At 72.5% G+C, this 16,587-nt stretch carries 14 protein-coding genes and 1 tRNA gene; 6 read left to right on the forward strand and 9 right to left on the reverse strand.

From position 1 onward, the window contains the following. Positions 1–5: 5 nt before the first annotated feature. Positions 6–788, reverse strand: a complete 783-nt coding sequence (locus ACW62_RS18795; RefSeq protein ID WP_053205643.1) for a glucosamine-6-phosphate deaminase — start codon at positions 786–788, stop codon at positions 6–8. A 123-nt stretch (positions 789–911) separates the two neighbouring features. On the opposite strand from ACW62_RS18795, the gene ACW62_RS18800 reads away from it, so the two are divergent. Next, positions 912–3,188 (forward strand): Ig-like domain-containing protein, encoded by a 2,277-nt coding sequence (locus tag ACW62_RS18800; protein WP_053205644.1) that lies wholly within the window; start codon positions 912–914, stop codon positions 3,186–3,188. A gap of 90 nt (positions 3,189–3,278) precedes the next feature. Here the strand turns inward: ACW62_RS18800 and ACW62_RS18805 are convergent, their stop codons facing one another. The 6 genes from ACW62_RS18805 to ACW62_RS18830 are packed head-to-tail and all read right to left on the reverse strand — an operon-like array spanning position 3,279 to position 10,367. Next, positions 3,279–4,781 (reverse strand): CoA-acylating methylmalonate-semialdehyde dehydrogenase, encoded by a 1,503-nt coding sequence (locus tag ACW62_RS18805; RefSeq protein ID WP_053205645.1) that lies wholly within the window; start codon positions 4,779–4,781, stop codon positions 3,279–3,281. Further along, positions 4,778–6,682, reverse strand: a complete 1,905-nt coding sequence (gene iolD, locus ACW62_RS18810) for a 3D-(3,5/4)-trihydroxycyclohexane-1,2-dione acylhydrolase (decyclizing) (RefSeq protein WP_053205646.1) — start codon at positions 6,680–6,682, stop codon at positions 4,778–4,780. Before iolD ends, ACW62_RS18805 begins: the two co-directional genes overlap by 4 nt. Next, on the reverse strand, positions 6,682–7,542 hold the full coding sequence (gene iolB, locus ACW62_RS18815) for a 5-deoxy-glucuronate isomerase (protein ID WP_053205647.1): 861 nt from the start codon (positions 7,540–7,542) through the stop codon (positions 6,682–6,684). Before iolB ends, iolD begins: the two co-directional genes overlap by 1 nt. Then, entirely contained in the window at positions 7,539–8,429 is an 891-nt protein-coding gene (locus ACW62_RS18820; RefSeq protein ID WP_053205648.1) for a Cgl0159 family (beta/alpha)8-fold protein, read from the reverse strand. Before ACW62_RS18820 ends, iolB begins: the two co-directional genes overlap by 4 nt. After that, positions 8,419–9,372, reverse strand: coding sequence for a 5-dehydro-2-deoxygluconokinase (gene iolC, locus ACW62_RS18825; RefSeq protein WP_053205649.1), 954 nt, complete (start codon positions 9,370–9,372; stop codon positions 8,419–8,421). The genes ACW62_RS18820 and iolC overlap by 11 nt, the downstream gene beginning before the upstream one ends. Beyond that, the gene (locus tag ACW62_RS18830; RefSeq protein WP_053205650.1) at positions 9,369–10,367 is read right to left on the reverse strand and encodes a Gfo/Idh/MocA family protein; all 999 of its coding nucleotides are present in this window, start codon (positions 10,365–10,367) and stop codon (positions 9,369–9,371) included. The genes iolC and ACW62_RS18830 overlap by 4 nt, the downstream gene beginning before the upstream one ends. A 126-nt stretch (positions 10,368–10,493) precedes the next feature. Here ACW62_RS18830 and ACW62_RS18835 point away from each other — a divergent pair, with 126 nt between their 5' ends. From ACW62_RS18835 to ACW62_RS18855, 5 genes are all read left to right on the forward strand, one after another. Then, positions 10,494–11,534 (forward strand): LacI family DNA-binding transcriptional regulator, encoded by a 1,041-nt coding sequence (locus ACW62_RS18835; RefSeq protein ID WP_053205651.1) that lies wholly within the window; start codon positions 10,494–10,496, stop codon positions 11,532–11,534. A gap of 332 nt (positions 11,535–11,866) precedes the next feature. Next, positions 11,867–13,018: a Gfo/Idh/MocA family protein gene (locus tag ACW62_RS18840; RefSeq protein WP_053205652.1), complete on the forward strand. Its 1,152-nt coding sequence runs from the start codon at positions 11,867–11,869 to the stop codon at positions 13,016–13,018. A gap of 53 nt (positions 13,019–13,071) precedes the next feature. Then, positions 13,072–14,163, forward strand: a complete 1,092-nt coding sequence (locus ACW62_RS18845; protein WP_053205904.1) for a dihydrodipicolinate synthase family protein — start codon at positions 13,072–13,074, stop codon at positions 14,161–14,163. Continuing rightward, on the forward strand, positions 14,163–14,981 hold the full coding sequence (locus tag ACW62_RS18850) for a sugar phosphate isomerase/epimerase family protein (protein WP_053205653.1): 819 nt from the start codon (positions 14,163–14,165) through the stop codon (positions 14,979–14,981). Before ACW62_RS18845 ends, ACW62_RS18850 begins: the two co-directional genes overlap by 1 nt. Positions 14,982–15,054: 73 nt before the next feature. Beyond that, positions 15,055–15,130, forward strand: a tRNA-Asn gene (locus ACW62_RS18855). A gap of 54 nt (positions 15,131–15,184) precedes the next feature. On the opposite strand, the gene ACW62_RS18860 is transcribed toward ACW62_RS18855, so the two are convergent. Next, a complete protein-coding gene (locus tag ACW62_RS18860; protein WP_053205654.1) occupies positions 15,185–16,372 on the reverse strand; it encodes a site-specific integrase in 1,188 nt (395 codons plus the stop codon). Then, entirely contained in the window at positions 16,372–16,560 is a 189-nt protein-coding gene (locus ACW62_RS18865; RefSeq protein ID WP_053205655.1) for a helix-turn-helix transcriptional regulator, read from the reverse strand. Before ACW62_RS18865 ends, ACW62_RS18860 begins: the two co-directional genes overlap by 1 nt. Positions 16,561–16,587: the final 27 nt, after the last annotated feature.

Here is a 16,587-nt window from a genome sequence, read left to right on the forward strand (position 1 = left end):
CGGGCTCAGCCGACCGGGACCTCCAGCTGTCCGGCCGACTCGGGGTCGAGGAACAGTGTCGCGTGCCCGGCCGTCCGCAGGATGGTCGCGGGGCAGGCCGGGCTGATCTCGTCGCGCAGCGCGGCCGCGACGGCCGCCGCCTTCCGCTGGTCCGGCGTGCAGACCAGCACCCGGGCGCCCGACAGCAGCGCCGGCACGGTGAGCGAGATCGCGGTGGCCGGAACGGTGGCGTCGTCCGGGAAGTGCCCCTCCCCGACCTGCTGCGCGCGCGACTCCGGCGTCAGCGTGATGACCCGGGCCAGCCGCTGGTCGGCGAAGTCGGCCTCGTTCGGCTCGTTGAACGCGATGTGGCCGTTCTCGCCGATGCCCATGCAGATGAGGTCCAGCGGCGCGGCCCGCAGCAGGTCCTCGTAGCGGCGGCACTCGGCCTCGGCGTCGGGCGCGTCGCCGTCGATGTAGTGCACCTGCTCGGGCCGGAACGGCTCCTCGATGCGCTCGCGGATCCAGCGCCGGAAGCTGGCCGGGTGGTTCGCGTCGATGCCGACGTATTCGTCCAGGTGGAACGCGGTCACGCGGTCCCACGGGACGTCCTGCGACCGCAGCGCCTGGACGAACGCGAACTGCGAGTTGCCGGTGGCGAAGACGGCGCGGGCGCGGCCGGTGCGGGCGACGGCGTCGCGGAGGACGGCGGCCGCGCGTTCCGCTGCCGCCTGGCCCATCTCGGCGGTGCCGGAGTGCACCTCGACCGCGAGCTCGCCGGCCTGGAACTGGGTGATCGGTTCGGACACAGAAACCCTCCTGTGGGCATCGCTGGACGACGTCGCTGCAACCCTACTGCAAGTATTGACACAAATGCACAACCGCTTGCAGTATCGACCGCACCTACCCCGCTCCCAGGTCTTGGAGGATCGATGAGCTCCATTCCGGATGCCCGCCCCGACCGCACGGAGAACCACACCCTCACCCGCCGCGCCTTCACCGCGGCCGGCGCCCTCGCCGGCGTCGGCGCGTTCGTCGCCGGCTCACCCGCCTTCGCCGCCGTCCGCCGCGGCACCGCCGATGCCCTGGTCCCCGCGTTCCCCGGCGCGCTGGGCTGCGGCATGTACACGACCGGCGGCCGCGGCGGCGACGTCTACGAGGTGACCAATCTCAACGACTCCGGCGCCGGGTCGCTGCGGGAGGGCGTGAAGGGCAGCAACCGCACCGTCGTCTTCCGCGTCTCCGGCACCATCTACCTCAACTCGCGCCTGGACCTGACCGGCTCGAACCTCACCGTCGCCGGCCAGACCGCGCCCGGCGACGGCATCTGCATCGCCGGCTACCCCACCCGCATCGCCGGGCAGAACGTCGTCGTCCGGTACCTGCGCTGCCGCATGGGCGACATCGCCGGCGTCACCGAGGACGCGATGTGGTTCCGCCGCACCGCCGACGTCGTGCTGGACCACTGCTCGCTGACGTGGAGCACGGACGAGGCGCTGTCGCCGTACGAGAACACCCGGGTGTCGGTGCAGTGGTGCATCGTCGGCGAGAGCCTGACGATGTCGGTGAACCCGGAGGGACGGCACGGCTACGGCGGCATCTGGGGCGGCGAGAACGTGTCGTTCCACCACAACCTGATCATCCACAACTCCAGCCGCAACCCGCGGTTCGCGCCGGTCAACGCCACCGGGCCGGACTACGCGCTGAGCGTCGACCACCAGAACAACGTCATCTACAACTGGGGCTTCAACTCCGCGTACGGCGGCGAGGACTCCGCCGGCATCAACATGATCGGCAACTACTACCGGCCCGGGCCGGACACGCTGGCCGAGGTCCGCGACCGCATCGTCGAGCCGACAGTGAGCACGCTCGGCGGGCCGGGCACCTGGTACGTCGCGGACAACTACGTCGACGGGTCGCCCGAGGTCACCGCCGACAACACGCTCGGCATCGACGGCACCGTGCCGATCACGCTGCGCACCGCCCCGGTGCCGTTCCCGCAGCCGCTGCCGGCCGAGGCGGCGACCGTCGCGTTCGAGCGGGTGCTGAACGAGGTCGGTGCGATCCTGCCGCGCCGCGACTCCGTCGACGCCCGGCTGGTCGAGGACGTGCGGCGGCGCACGGGCCGGCTGATCAACTCGCAGACCGAGGTGGGCGGCTGGCCGTCGCTGGCGTCGGCCCCGGCGCCGGTCGACAGCGACCACGACGGCATCCCGGACGCGTGGGAGCAGGCCAACGGCCTGAACCCGAACGACCCGGCGGACCGCAACACCGTCGGCGCCGACGGCTACACGAACCTGGAGCGCTACCTGAACTCGATCGCCGGCCCGGCGGCGGCCAACCCGTCCGTCACGCTGCTGCAGCCGGGGACGAACGCGCTGGTGGCGGCCGCGCGGACGGACGCGCGGGTGGTGCTGAACGCGAACGCGACCGGCCACGGCGCCGACATCGACCGGGTCGAGTTCTACGCCGGCGACGAGCTGATCGGCACCGCCACCAGCGCCCCCTACCGGGTCGAGTGGACCGGTGTCGCCGACGGCAGCTACTTCGTCACCGCCCGCGCCGTCGACACGTCCGGCAACGCCACCTCCACGACGTCGACCCCGGTGCACGTCAATCGGATCACCCGCACCGCGCCCTGGGTCGGCGCCGACATCGGCTCGGTGCCGGTGCGCGGCGCCACCTCCGTGGCCGGCGACGCGGTCACGGTGAAGGGATCGGGCTCGATCGGCGGGACGGCGGACAGCTTCCGGTTCGCGTTCCAGCGCCGCGGCGGCGACTGCGAGATCGTCGCCCGGGTCGACGCGATCAGCAAGGTGTACCCGGAGGTGGCCGCCGCGGTGATGATCCGCGCCGACCTCGCGCCGTCGGCCCCGTTCGCGATGATGGAGCTGACCTACCTGGGCAGCGGCAAGGTGTCGCGCTTCTCGATCCGGTCCGCGCGCGGCGCCGAGGCCGCCGTCACCCAGTACCCGGAGGTGCCCGAGGAGGTGCCGATCGACACCCCCTACTGGGTCCGCCTCACCCGCCGCGGCGGCACCGTCGCCGGCGCCGTCTCCCCCGACGGCGTGACGTGGCACGAGGTCGGCGCCGCTGACCTCGCCCTGCCGCCGTCCGCCTTCCTCGGGCTCGCCGTCGACGGCCACCAGGAGAACACGTCCAACGCCCGCTACACGACGGCCACGTTCGGCGCGGTCACCCTTAGCTGAGGCGCTACCCCGGCACGCGGTGGCGGATTGTGGTCGTCCCGGCGACCACAATCCGCCACCTCGTCGCTCCCAGCCGGGCGCAACGAGCCGTCAGGTGGTCGTCGGGAAGGAGTAGCTGGCCGCGATGGGGTGGTCGACCCGCGGCCAGCGCGACGTCACGACCTTGGCGCGGGTGTAGAAGGCGATCCCTTCCGGGCCGTGCATGTGCGACTGGCCGAACAGCGAGTCCTTCCAGCCGCCGAAGGAGTAGTAGGCCATCGGCACCGGGATCGGCACGTTGATCCCGATCATCCCCACGCGCACGCCGCGCTGGAACCGCCGCGCCGCCTCGCCGGAGCCGGTGAAGATGGCGGTGCCGTTGCCGTACGGGTTGGCGTTGATCAGCGCGATCGCCTCGTCCACGTCGGCGGCGCGGACGACGGACAGCACCGGGCCGAAGATCTCGTCGCGGTAGACGTCCATCGACGGGGTGACGTGGTCGAGCACGGTCGGGCCGACGAAGAAGCCGTCCTCGTGGCCGGGCACGACCAACCCGCGGCCGTCGACGGCCAGCGTCGCGCCCTGGCGCTCGCCGCCGTCGATGTAGCCGGTGATCCGGTCGCGGGCGGCGGCGGTGACGACGGGGCCCATCTCGCTGGCCTCGTCGCGCCCGGGGCCGACCCGGACCGCGGCCGCCTTCGCCGCCACCGCCTCGACGAGCCGGTCCGCGTCGGCGCTCGCGCCGACCGCGACCGCCGCCGAGATGGCCATGCACCGCTCCCCCGCCGAGCCCATGGCCGCCGCGATCAGGTGGTCCGAGGCGAAGTCGAGGTCGGCGTCGGGCAGCACGACCGCGTGGTTCTTGGCGCCGCCGAGGGCCTGCACGCGCTTGCCGTTCGCGCCGGCCCGCTCGTGGATGTACTTCGCGATCGGGGTGGAGCCGACGAACGAGACGGCGGCGACGTCGGGGTGGTCCAGCAGCGCGTCGACGGCGGCCTTGTCGCCGTTGACGACGCTGAACACGCCGTCCGGCAGCCCGGCTTCGGCCCACAGGCGAGCCACCAGCTGCGACGCCGACGGGTCGCGCTCGCTCGGCTTGAGCACGAACGCGTTGCCGCAGGCGATGGCGACCGGGTGCATCCACATCGGCACCATCACCGGGAAGTTGAACGGGGTGATGCCGGCGACGACGCCGAGCGGCTCGCGGAAGCCGTACACGTCCACGCCGGTGGAGACCTGGTCGGAGTAGTCGCCCTTGAGCAGGTGCGGGATGCCGCAGGCGAACTCGATGACCTCGATGCCGCGATGCACCTCGCCGAGCGCGTCGGAGACGACCTTGCCGTGCTCGTCGGCGATGATCTCGGCCAGCTCCCGTGCGTGCCGGGTCACCAACTCGCGGAACGCGAACAGCACCTTGGTGCGCTTGGTGAGCGACGTCTGCGACCAGCTCTCGAACGCCTTCGCGGCGGCGGAGACGGCCAGGTCGACGTCGGACGGCTCGGCCAGCAGCACCTCGGCCTGCTGCTGCCCGGTGGCCGGGTTCCACACCGGCGCGGTGCGGGTCGACCCGGCCCGCGTGGCGCCGCCGCCGATCCAGTGCTCGATGGTCCTCATGCGTCGTTCTCCTCCGTGTCCGGCCCCAGTAGCGGCCGTTGCGCCTTCTTCTGCCGCTCGTACTCCGCGCGCGCGGCGCGGGTGGTGTCGAGTGCCGCCGTCTCGCTGACGGGGACGTCCCACCAGGAGTCGCTGTCCGGCGCGCCGGCCAGCGGGTCGGTCTCGACGTGGATCAGGATCGGGCCGCCGTCGGCCGGTGCGGCCTTCGCGTCGCGCAGCGCCGCGTGCAGCTCGTCCACCGTCCCCACCCGGACGACGGTGACGCCCAGGCTGGCGGCGTTGGCGGCGAGGTCGACCGGGAGTGTGCCGCCGTCCAGCCGGCCGGTCTCGCCGGACCGGTACCGGTAGGCGGTGCCGAACCGCTGCGACCCGAGTGACTCGGACAGCGAGCCGATCGAGGCGAACCCGTGGTTCTGCACCAGCACCACGACGACCTTGACGCGCTCCTGGACGGCGGTCACCAGCTCCTGCGCCATCATCAGGTAGGAGCCGTCGCCGACCATGACGAACACGTCGCGGTCGGGCGCGGCCATGCGGACGCCGACGCCCGCGGCGATCTCGTAGCCCATGGTCGAGTAGCCGTACTCGACGTGGTAGCCCTTCGGGTCGCGGGTGCGCCACAGCTTGTGCAGCTCGCCGGGCATCGACCCGGCCGCGTTGACGACGACGTCGCGCGGCCCGCTGATCTCGTTGACGGCGCCGATGACCTCGGTCTGCGCGGGCAGCGGCTGGTGCCCGGCGGTGTAGGCGGCGGTGACGACGGCGTCCCACTCGCGGTTCGCGCCGGTCGCCGCGGCCCGGTGCGACGGCGGCGCCATCCAGCCGGCCAGCTCGGACGTCAGCGCCTCGAGCGCGGCCCGGGCGTCGGCCACCAGCGGCAGGCCGGCGTGCTTGGCGCCGTCGAACGCGGCGACGTTGACGTTGACGAACCGCACGCCGGGGTGCTGGAACGCCGTCCGCGACGCCGTCGTGAAGTCGCCGTACCGAGTGCCGATGCCGATCACGACGTCTGCCTCGCGGGCGAACCGGTTCGCGCCCGGCGTGCCCGTCGCGCCGACCGCGCCGAGCGCGAGCGGGTGGTCGTACGGCAGGCTGCCCTTGCCGGCCTGGGTCTCCGCGACCGGGATGCCGGTGGCATCGGCGAACACCCGCAGCGCGTCCGTCGCCTCGCTGTAGATCACGCCGCCGCCGGCGACGATCAGCGGGCGCTGGGCGGTGCGCAGCAGCGCGACGGCGCGGGCCAGCGCGGCCGGCTCGGGGACGGGCCGCGGCACGTGCCACACGCGCTTCGCGAACAGCGGGGACGGCCAGTCGAACGCCTCGGCCTGCACGTCCTGCGGCATCGCCACCGTGACGGCGCCGGTCTCGGCCGGGTCGGTGAGCACCCGCATCGCGCCGAGGAGGGCGCCCGGCAGCTGCTCGGGCCGCCAGACCCGGTCGAAGTACCGCGACACCGGCCGGAACGTGTCGTTGACGGTGACGTCCGGCGCGTGCGGCTGCTCCAGCTGTTGCAGGACGGGGTCGGCGACCCGGGTGGCGAACACGTCGCCGGGCAGCAGCAGCACCGGCAGCCGGTTGATCGTCGCCAGCGCGGCGCCGGTGACCATGTTCGTCGCGCCCGGCCCGATCGACGACGTGCAGGCCAGCGTCGACAGCCGGTTGCGCATGCGGGCGTAGCCGACCGCCGCGTGCACCATGCCCTGCTCGTTGCGGGCCTGGTGGTACGGCAGCGCGTCCGGGTCGGCCAGCTCGGCCTCCAGCAGCGCTTGGCCGAGGCCGGCCACGTTGCCGTGCCCGAAGATGCCGAAGCAGCCCTCGATCAGCCGGTGTTCGACGCCGTCGCGCTCGGTGAACTGCGCGGCCAGGAACCGGACCGTGGCCTGCGCGACCGTCAGCCTCATCATCGTTCCTTCCCCATGGGCAGACGCGGGTCGGGCGCCTGCGCCGCCCACTCGTCGCGGACCCAGGCGTGCGCCGGGTCGTCGCTGATCAGCCACTCGCGGGTAGCGCCCGGCCCGGCCATGACGTTCAGGTAGTACAGGTGGTACCCGGGCGCGGCGACGGACGGGCCGTGCCAGCCGTGCGGCACCAGCACGACGTCACCGCCGCGCACCTCGGCCAGCAGGTCGATCGGCCGGTCGTCGGTGCCGTAGACCCGGTGGAAGCCGAACCCGGCCGGGTCGCTGACCTCGAAGTAGTAGATCTCCTCCAGCTCCGACTCGACGCCGGGCTGGTCCACGTCGTGCTTGTGCGGCGGGTACGACGACCAGTTGCCGGCCGGCGTGATGACCTCGACGGCGATCAGCCGGTCCGCGTCGAACGTGCCGGCCGACCCGAAGTTGTGCACCTGGCGGGTGGAGCTGCCGGCGCCACGGAGCTCGACGGCGACGTCGCTCGCGGGCAGGTAGCGGGCGGCCAGCCGGTTCGCGCAGGGCGCGGCCGGCAGCGCGAACCGGGCGCCGTCGGCGGCGGTGACAGTCACCGTCGCGTCCCGCGGCACATAGACGGTGTCGGACGGGCCGCTGAACACATCGGGACGGCCGATCAGCTCGAACCGCTCGCTGTCGACCTCGACCGTGCCGCCGCCGTTGAGCGGCAGCACGAACAGCTCCTCGGCACCGGACCCGAACGCGTGCGACTCCCCCGGCCCCAGCTCCAGCACCCGCAGCGACGTCCACCGCCAGCCCTCGACGGTCGACGGGGTCAGTTCGACGGCGTACGGGCCGCGCGCGGCGGACCCGGCCGGGCGGTACCAGCTCATAGCAGGCTCACCGCCGTGTCGACCGCCGCCGCGACGTCACCGTCCGGCGGGTACAGCAGCGTCCGGCCGACCACCAGGCCGAGCGCCGTCGGCAGCCGCAGCACCTTCTCCCACTGCCGGAACGCGGCGTCCGGGTCGTCCGGCACCTCGCCGCCGAGCAGCACCGCCGGCAGCGTCGACGCCGCCAGCACCCGCTCCATGCCGGCCGGGTCGTCGTCGACGACGGGCAGCTTCAGCCAGGTGTAGGCGGACGTGTTGCCCAGCCCGGCCGCGACCGTCACCGACCGGATGACCGCCTCGGTGGACAGGTCGTTGCGCAGCCGGCCGTCGTCGTCGCGGTAGGAGATGAACGGCTCGACCAGCGCGATCTTCCGGCGTTCGGCGAGGTCGTCGACGGCCTGCCCGCAGGCCTGCAGCGTCGGCGCCGTCGCCGGGTCGCCGGGGTCGATGCGCAGCAGCATCTTGCCCATCTCGAAGCCCATGGCCTCGATGCCGCCGGCGTCGTAGCCGGTGAACCGGTCGTCGACCTCGAAGACCGTGCCGGCCAGGCCGCCGCGGTTCATCGAGCCGACCACGACCTTGTCGTCCAGCGCGCCGAGCAGCAGCAGGTCCTCGAGCACGTCCGCCGTGGCCAGCACGCCGTTGACGCCGGGCCGGCTCAGCGCGACCACCAGGCGGTCCAGCAGCTCGCCGCGGTCGGCCATCGCCAGCGCGTCGCGACCGGCCCGCAGCGCGCCGCGCGCCGGGTGGTCGGCCGCGATGACCATGAGCTTGCCGGTCGGGCCGAGCAGCGAGCCGGGCCGCTTGCGGGCGGCGGCGGCCGCGGCGATCGCCTCGGGCCGGTGGATGCGCGTCTCGACGATGGTGCGCACGTGATCAGCGGACATCTGGCCCCTCCAGGAACGCGGCCACCTCGGCCGTCGTCGGCATGGCGTCAGAGCAGGCCAGCCGGGTCGCGACGATCGCGCCGGCGGCGTTGGCGAATCGCACGGCATCGCCGAGGGGGCGTCCGTCCAGCAGCTGATGGCACAGCGCGCCGCCGAACGCGTCGCCGGCGCCCAGCCCGTTGAGCACGTCGACGAGGATCGGCGCGACCTCGTACTCGCCGGTGTCGTCGACGGCGAGGACGCCCTTCGGGCCCTGCTTGACGACGGCGACGGCGACGCCGTGCTCCTCGCGCAGGGCTCTCGCCGCCGCGTGGGGATCGCGGGTGCCGACGGCGGTCTCGGCCTCGTCGACGTTGCCGACGGCGTGCGTGACGTGTTGGAGGGCCTGCTGGATGATCGGCCGGGCGGCCTCGCGCGACTCCCAGAACATCGGCCGCCAGTCGAGGTCGAGGACGGTGATGCCGTTCCGGCCGCGCGCCTCCAGCGCGGCCATCGTCGCCGACCGGCTCGGCTCCTGGCACAGCCCGGTGACCGTCGCCCAGAAGATGCCGGCGTCCCGGACCGCGTCGAGGTCCAGCTCATCGGTGTGGATCTGCAGGTCCGGCGCGGTCGGCGTGCGGCCGTAGAAGTAGATCGGGAAGTCGTCCGGCGGGAAGATCTCGCACAGCGTCACCGGCGTCGCGAGGTCGTCGACGGCCGTCACGAACCGGTCGTCGACGCCGTACCCCGTCAGCGCCTTGTGCACGAAGCGGCCGAGCGGGTCGGCGCCGGTGCGGGTGATGACGGCGGACCGGCGGCCGTGCCGGGCGGCGGCCACGGCGACGTTGGTGGCCGAGCCGCCCAAGTACTTGGTGAACGTCGTGACGTCTTCCAGGCCCACCCCTGCCTGATTCGGATAGATGTCGACGCCGACGCGGCCGATGGTCAGGACGTCGTGGCTCATGCCCTGATCTCCTCGATGGTGACCATGCGGCCTTCGTTGCGGGACAGCGTGGCGGCCTCGGCGACGTAGAAGCTCTCCAGCGCGTCGGCGACGGTGCACGGGCTATCCCGCTCGCCCCGGGCGACGTCGACGAACGCGGCGATCTCGGCCTCGTAGGCGGGCCGGAACCGGGACCAGAACTCGCGGAACGGCGTGCCGCCGGGGAACGTGACGCCGGGTTCGGCGGAGGTCAGCGCGGCGTGCTCGTCCAGCCCGACGACGTACGTGCCGGCGGTGCCCGCGACCTCCATGCGCACGTCGTAGCCGGCGCCGTTGTAGCGCGACCCCTGCAGCGTCGCCAGCGTGCCGTCGTCGAGCGTCAGCACGGCCGCCGACTCGTCGACGTCGCCGCTGGCGGCGAAGACCTCGGCGCCGCGGTTCGCGCCCGTGGCGTACACCGTCGCGACCTCGCGGCCGGTGACCCAGCGCAGGATGTCGAAGTCGTGGATGTGGCAGTCGCGGTAGATGCCGCCGGAGGTCGGAACGTACGACGGGTGCGGCGGCTCGGCGTCGGCGGTGATCAGGTGCAGCCGGCGGACCTCGCCGAGCGTGCCCGCGCGGACCGCCTCGCGGGCGGCGACGTAGCCGGCGTCGAACCGGCGCTGGAAGCCGATCTGCGTCGCGACGCCCGCCGCCTCGACCGCGGCCAGGACGGCGCGCGTCCCGGCGACGTGGGAGGCGACCGGCTTCTCGCAGAACACCGGCAGCCCGGCCGCGGCGGCGGCGATCATCAGCTCGGCGTGCGCCGACGTGGCGGCCGCGATGACGACCGCGTCGACGTCCGTGAAGGCGTCCGCCGGTGTCGCCACGGCCTCGACGCCCAGTTCGGCGGCGACCTTGCCGGCCCGGACCGGATCGGCGTCGGCCACCCGGACCGCCGTCACCGCCGGGTGGTCGCGCACCACCTGGGCATGCGCCGCCCCGATGCGGCCGACTCCGACGAACCCCACACGCATGCGCACTCCTTCGACTTTGTCTAGACAAACTAACATGCTGACGAACTCTGCTCGTGCCGTCCTGCGAACCGCGCCAGGCCCCGAGGTCTATCGTGGAAGCGCATTCCTTCGGACGACGGGAGACTCATGGCCGAGCAACCGCGCGGTTCGGTCACGCTGATGGACGTCGCGGCCCGGGCCGGCGTCTCGCTGGCCACCGCGTCGCGCGCGTTGAACGGCAGCACCCGCAAGGTCGGCGACGACCTGCGCGAGCGCGTCCTCGCCGCCGCCCGCAGCCTCAATTATGCCGCGAACGCGCAGGCCCAGGCCATGGCGCGGGGGCGCACCAACGTCGTCGGCCTGGTGGTGCACGACATCGCCGACCCCTACTTCTCCTCCATCGCCGCCGGTGTCATGGAGGCCGCCGAGGGGCAGCGCGTCCTCGTCACGCTCGGCAGCACGCTGCGCCGCCCCGAGCGCGAGGTCGACTACCTCGTCGCCCTGCGCGGGCAGCGCAGCCGCGCCGTCATCCTCGCCGGCAGCCGCATGGACGACAGCCCGGTCGCCGACGCGCTGCGCCGCGAGATCGACATCTTCGAGAACGACGGCGGCAACGTCGTCGCGATCTCGCAGAAGCAGCTGCCCGTCGACACCGTCGTCATCGAGAACCGCCTCGGCGCCCGCGACCTCGCCACGTCGCTGGTCGGGCTGGGCTACCGCCGCTTCGGCGTGCTGGCCGGGCCCGACGCCGTTCTGACGGCGCGCGACCGCGTCCACGGATTCCGCGAGGGTCTCGGCCGCTCCGGCATCGACCTCGACCCCGCGTTCGTCGTGCACGGCGCGTTCACCCGCGACGGCGGCCACCAGGCCATGAGCGCCCTGCTCGGCCGCATCGGCGAGCTCGACTGCGTCTTCGCCGTCAACGACGTCATGGCCGTCGGCGCCATGGTGGCCGCGCGCGAGCACGGCCTGGAGATCCCCCGCGACCTCGGCCTCGCCGGCTTCGACGACATCAGCACCCTGCGCGACGTCAACCCGGCCCTGACGACGGTCCGGCTACCGTTGGAGAAGGTCGGCGCGTCGGCGTTCGAGCTGGTGATGAGCGCCGCCGACCGCACCAAGCCACGTACCCGGCGCATCAAGGGCGAGGTCGTCCTCCGCCAGAGCACCCGCACCACCGCACCCTGACCCGCGACTTCGTCACCTGATCGTTTCGCCGAAGATGATCAGGTGACGGAAACGCCCGGCGTTCGCGCGTTGTGTCACCTGATCATCTCCACGATGCGGACACAAAACGATCAGGTGACGAAGACGCGGCAAATCTGAGCGATACGTCACCTGATCGTCGGCCTCCGGCGTGTTGCGTCCGCGGGTAAGCGCCTTCCCTATTTGGGCAGGTGGCACGACTAATTCGCCCCGAACCGCCCGCCACCAGGAGACATCCCCGCCGCACCAGAGGTTGCGCGCCCGCGCCGCGACGCCGTACGGTGTGTGGGCAAGCGCTTTCCACAGGAGGTGGCATGGCAGTCAAGTCGCTCGGTGTCGTGATGAACGGCGTCACCGGCCGCATGGGATACCGGCAGCATCTGGTCCGGTCGATCCTCGCGATCAACGAGCAGGGCGGGGTCGAGCTGTCCGACGGCTCCCGCGTCACGCTCGACCCGGTCCTGGTGGGCCGCAACGAGGAGAAGCTGCGCGACCTCGCGACACGGCACGGCCTGGAACGCTGGACCACCGACCTCGACACCGCACTCGGCGACGCCGCGAACGTCGTCTACTTCGACGCCCAGCTGACCTCCGTGCGCGAGGAGGCGATCGTCAAGGCGATCGACGCCGGCAAGCACGTCTACACCGAGAAGCCGGTGTCCGAGACCGTCGAGGGCGCGCTGACGCTGGCCAAGCGGGCCAAGACGGCCGGAGTGAAGAACGGCGTCGTCCACGACAAGCTGTTCCTGCCCGGGCTGCTCAAGCTGCGCCGGCTGATCGACAGCGGGTTCTTCGGCCGCATCCTGTCGGTGCGCGGCGAGTTCGGCTACTGGGTGTTCGAGGGCGACTGGCAGCAGGCGCAGCGGCCCAGCTGGAACTACCGCAGCGAGGACGGCGGCGGCATCGTCGTCGACATGTTCTGCCACTGGGACTACGTGCTGACGAACCTGTTCGGCCGGGTCGAGGCGGTCACCGCGCGCGCCGTCACGCACATCCCGGAGCGGTGGGACGAGCGCGGCCGGCGCTACGACGTCACCGCCGACGACGCCGCGTACGGGATCTTCGAGCTCACGGGCGGCGTGGTCGCCCAGTTCAACTCGTCGTGGGCGGTCCGCGTGCACCGCGACGAACTGCTGGAGTTGCAGGTCGACGGCACGCTCGGCAGCGCCGTCGCCGGGCTGCACCACTGCGTCATCCAGCCACGCACCGCGACGCCGCGGCCCACGTGGAACCCCGACCTCGCCGACGAGCAGCGTTACCGCGAGCAGTGGCAGGACGTGCCCGACAACGCGCCGCCGCAGAACGGCTTCAAGGCGCAGTGGGAGCAGTTCGTGCGGCACGTCGTGGAGGACGGCCCGCACCCGTACGACTTCCTCGCTGGGGCCCGCGGGGTGCGGCTCGCGCAGGCCGGGCTGCAGTCGTCCGACGGCGGCTGCCGGGTGGAGTTGCCGGAGTTGACGCTGTGACCGGCCTCGAGCTGCGGCTGCCGGGGGCGGACGGCGCGCTGCGCGCGTACACCATGAACACGCCGGGCTCGTGGGAGCGGCCGGCGGCACCGTTCACGTCGCGGGTCGCGTTCGCCGCCGCGCACGTCGTCGCCGACCCGCTGGGCGAGAACCGGCCCGGCGCGCCCGCCGTCATCGACTGGGAGCACACGCTGGCGTTCCGGCGGCACCTGTGGTCGTACGGGCTGGGCGTCGCCGAGGCGATGGACACCGCGCAGCGCGGCATGGGCCTGGACTGGGCGGCGACGCAGGAGCTGATCCGGCGCGGCGCGGCCGAGGCGCGGGCCGTGGGCGGGCGCATCGCGGCCGGGGCGGGGACCGACCAGCTGACCGGTCCCGCGTCCCTCGATGCCGTGGTGGCCGCCTACGAAGAGCAGCTCGCCGTCGTCGAGGACGCCGGCGCGCAGGTCATCCTCATGGCCAGCCGCCAGCTGGCCGCCGTCGCGACCGGCCCGGACGACTACCGCAAGGTCTACGACCGGCTGCTCGCGCAGGCGTCGGCGCCGGTGATCCTGCACTGGCTGGGGCCGATGTTCGACCCCACGCTGGCCGGCTACTGGGGCGCGTCGGACGTCGCCGCCGCTTCGGACCAGGTGGTCGCGCTGATCGAGGACCACGCGGCGAAGGTCGACGGCATCAAGGTGTCGCTGCTGGACGCCGCGTTCGAGGAGGCGCTGCGGTCGCGGCTGCCCGCCGGGGTCCGGCTGTACACCGGCGACGACTACAACTACCCGGCCCTGATCCGCGGCTCGTCCGACGCGCTGCTCGGGATCTTCGCGGCCATCGCGCCGGCGGCGTCGGCGGCGCTGCAGGCACTCGACCGCGGCGACCTCTCCGCGTACGACGACGCGTTCGCCCCGACCGTCCCGCTGGCCCGGCAGGTGTTCGGCGAGCCGACCTATTACTACAAGGCCGGCATCGCGTTCCTCGCCTGGCTGTCCGGCCTGCAGCCGGGGTTCGTCATGGTCGGCGGGCTGCAGAGCGCGCGGTCGCTCCCCCACCTGGTGCGCACGTTCGAGCTTGCCGACGCGGCCCGGCTGTTCCCGGATCCACCGCTGGCGGCCGCCCGGTTCACGTCGCTGCTGTCGGCCTACGGGGTGGTGTGATGGACCGGCTGTCGCTGAACCAGCGGACCACCGAGCGGTGGTCGGTCGCCGAAGCCGTCGACGGATGCGTCCGGGCCGGCATCGGGTCGATAGGGCTGTGGCGCGAGCCGGTCCAGTCGTGCGGCGTCGCGGCGGCGGCCCGCATGGTCGCGGACGCCGGCCTGCGGGTGTCGTCGCTGTGCCGGGGCGGATTCATCACCGCGTTCCCCGGGCCCGGCCGCGACGCCGCGCTGGACGACAATCGGCGGGCGATCGAGGAGGCCGCCATGCTGGGCGCGGACTGCCTCATCATGGTGGTCGGCGGGCTGCCGTCCGGGTCGCGGGACCTGGCCGGGGCGCGGGCCCGCGTCGCCGACGGCATCGCCGCACTGATCCCCGACGCCGAGGCCGCGGGCGTCCAGCTGGCACTGGAACCCATGCACCCGCTCTACTGCGCCGACCGCGGCGTGCTGTCGACGCTCGACCAGGCCCTGGACCTGGCCGCCCCCTTCACCCCGTCGTCCGTCGGCGTGGTCGTCGACACCTTCCACGTCTGGTGGGACCCGGTGATCGAGGCGGCCATCGCCCGGTCGGCGGGGCGCATCTCGAGCTTCCAGGTGTGCGACTGGATCACCCCCTTCCCCGCCGACGCCCTGCTGTCGCGCGGCATGATGGGCGACGGCCACATCGACTTCCGGCACCTCCGCCGACTGGTCGAAGCGGCCGGGTACGACGGCCCGATCGAGGTCGAGATCTTCAACGCCGACCTCTGGGCCGCCGACCCCGACGAGGTGGTCGCCCTCATGCGCAAGCGCTACGAGGAACACGTCCTCGGCTGACCCTGAACCGATTGGGAACCGGGCCCCCTCGCCTGCTAAAGTTCAGCGTCGGCCGGAACGTTCGGTTCGCCGATCCCGCATAGCTCAATTGGCAGAGCATCTGACTGTTAATCAGAGGGTTCCTGGTTCGAGTCCAGGTGCGGGAGCCAAACACCAAGGTCACAGGCCAGAGGGCTGTTTGGCTCCACCCGCGAGGCCACACCTTACCCACAGTTTTCCCCCTGGGCGGCCTCGCCGAGCGCACGCTCCAACGCCTCGGCGGCGGCAGGGTTGAGCACCCGCCGGCCCATGTAGACGTCCTGAGTCATCGACGGCCGAGCGTGCCCGAGCTGATCCGCGACCTGACGCGCCGAGTGCCCCGCGTCGTCCAGGACGGTCGCCGTCGTCTTGCGGTAGGCGTGCGATGTGATCCACGACATGGCCTCCTCTCCCCTGGCGTCGCGGATCGCCCGGCTCGCGTTGGACGGATCGCGGAACCCGCCGATGCTGTCCGGGAACACCGGTCTGTCGAGCTGAGTTCCGGGCACGAAGCGACGGCGCAGCATGGCGACACCGAGCGGCGGGAGCAGCAATAGCCGCTCGTTGCGATTCTTCGTCCACTTGCGCAGCAGACCCTCACCGTTCACGCGGATGATCGTGTGCGTGATCTCGACCGTCCCCGACACCAGGTCGACCTGACTCCACAGAAGCGCCAGCGCTTCACCGATCCGGCAGCCGGTCGACAGCATGAACACCGTCAGGTCGGGGAGATCACGCCGAACCGCCAGCTCGTCAGCTCGCAGCGCAGCCAGCCAGGCGGCAGCCTCGCCATCGTTCAGCGCCCGCGCCTGCTTCGACCGCGTCTCGATCTGCTCGACCTCGCGGACCGGATTCGCGAAGACCGCACCGCGCCGCACGGCCAGGCCCATGATCCCGGAGATGACGCTCCGGCAGGTCTTGGCTGTCGGTCCGCCCGCATCCGTCGCGATCTTGCCGATGACACGGTCCAGCAGCGGCGTCGTGACCTCTCCGAGGCGGACCTCAGCCAGCGCCGGGAGGACATGGTTCCTCAAGTGCTTGCGGTAGGTGTCGAGCGAGCCCGGCGAGCGCTTGTCGGCCTCCACCTGCTTGCGGAACCGTTCCAACCACAGATCCGCCGCCTCGGAGAAGCGATGCGTGGCCGTCAGCTCTCCCCCGCGGCCTCCCCTGGCACGCTCGGTCAGCTTCGTCCGCAGCGCGTTCGTCGCGGCTGTCTTGGTCTTGCCGTGCGCCTCAACCGGCCGAGTCCGACCGTCGAAGTCCCGATAGAGCGTCCTGGCCATGTGACGGATCGGCTTGCCGGCGTCGTCGACCTTCGCGACGTAGACGCGGATCTTGCCCCAGGTGCCGAGGGGCATGGGTGCGCGGGCCATCACGCGGCCTCGGTCACCGAGTCCAGCCACGCTTCGACAGCAGCGGGCCGGTACCGCAGGTTGCGGCCGACGCGAGCTGCGGGCGGGCCGTACTTCTTCCACCGCCACTGATACAGCGTGGCCACGGGGACACCGAGGTAGTCGGACACGTCCCGCGGGGTCCACAACGGTTCTGCCTGCACAGTCATCGTGTTCCTCCAAGTAGGTCTTCCTGG

The organism is Jiangella muralis, from assembly GCF_001270745.1.
Lineage (GTDB): Bacteria > Actinomycetota > Actinomycetes > Jiangellales > Jiangellaceae > Jiangella > Jiangella muralis.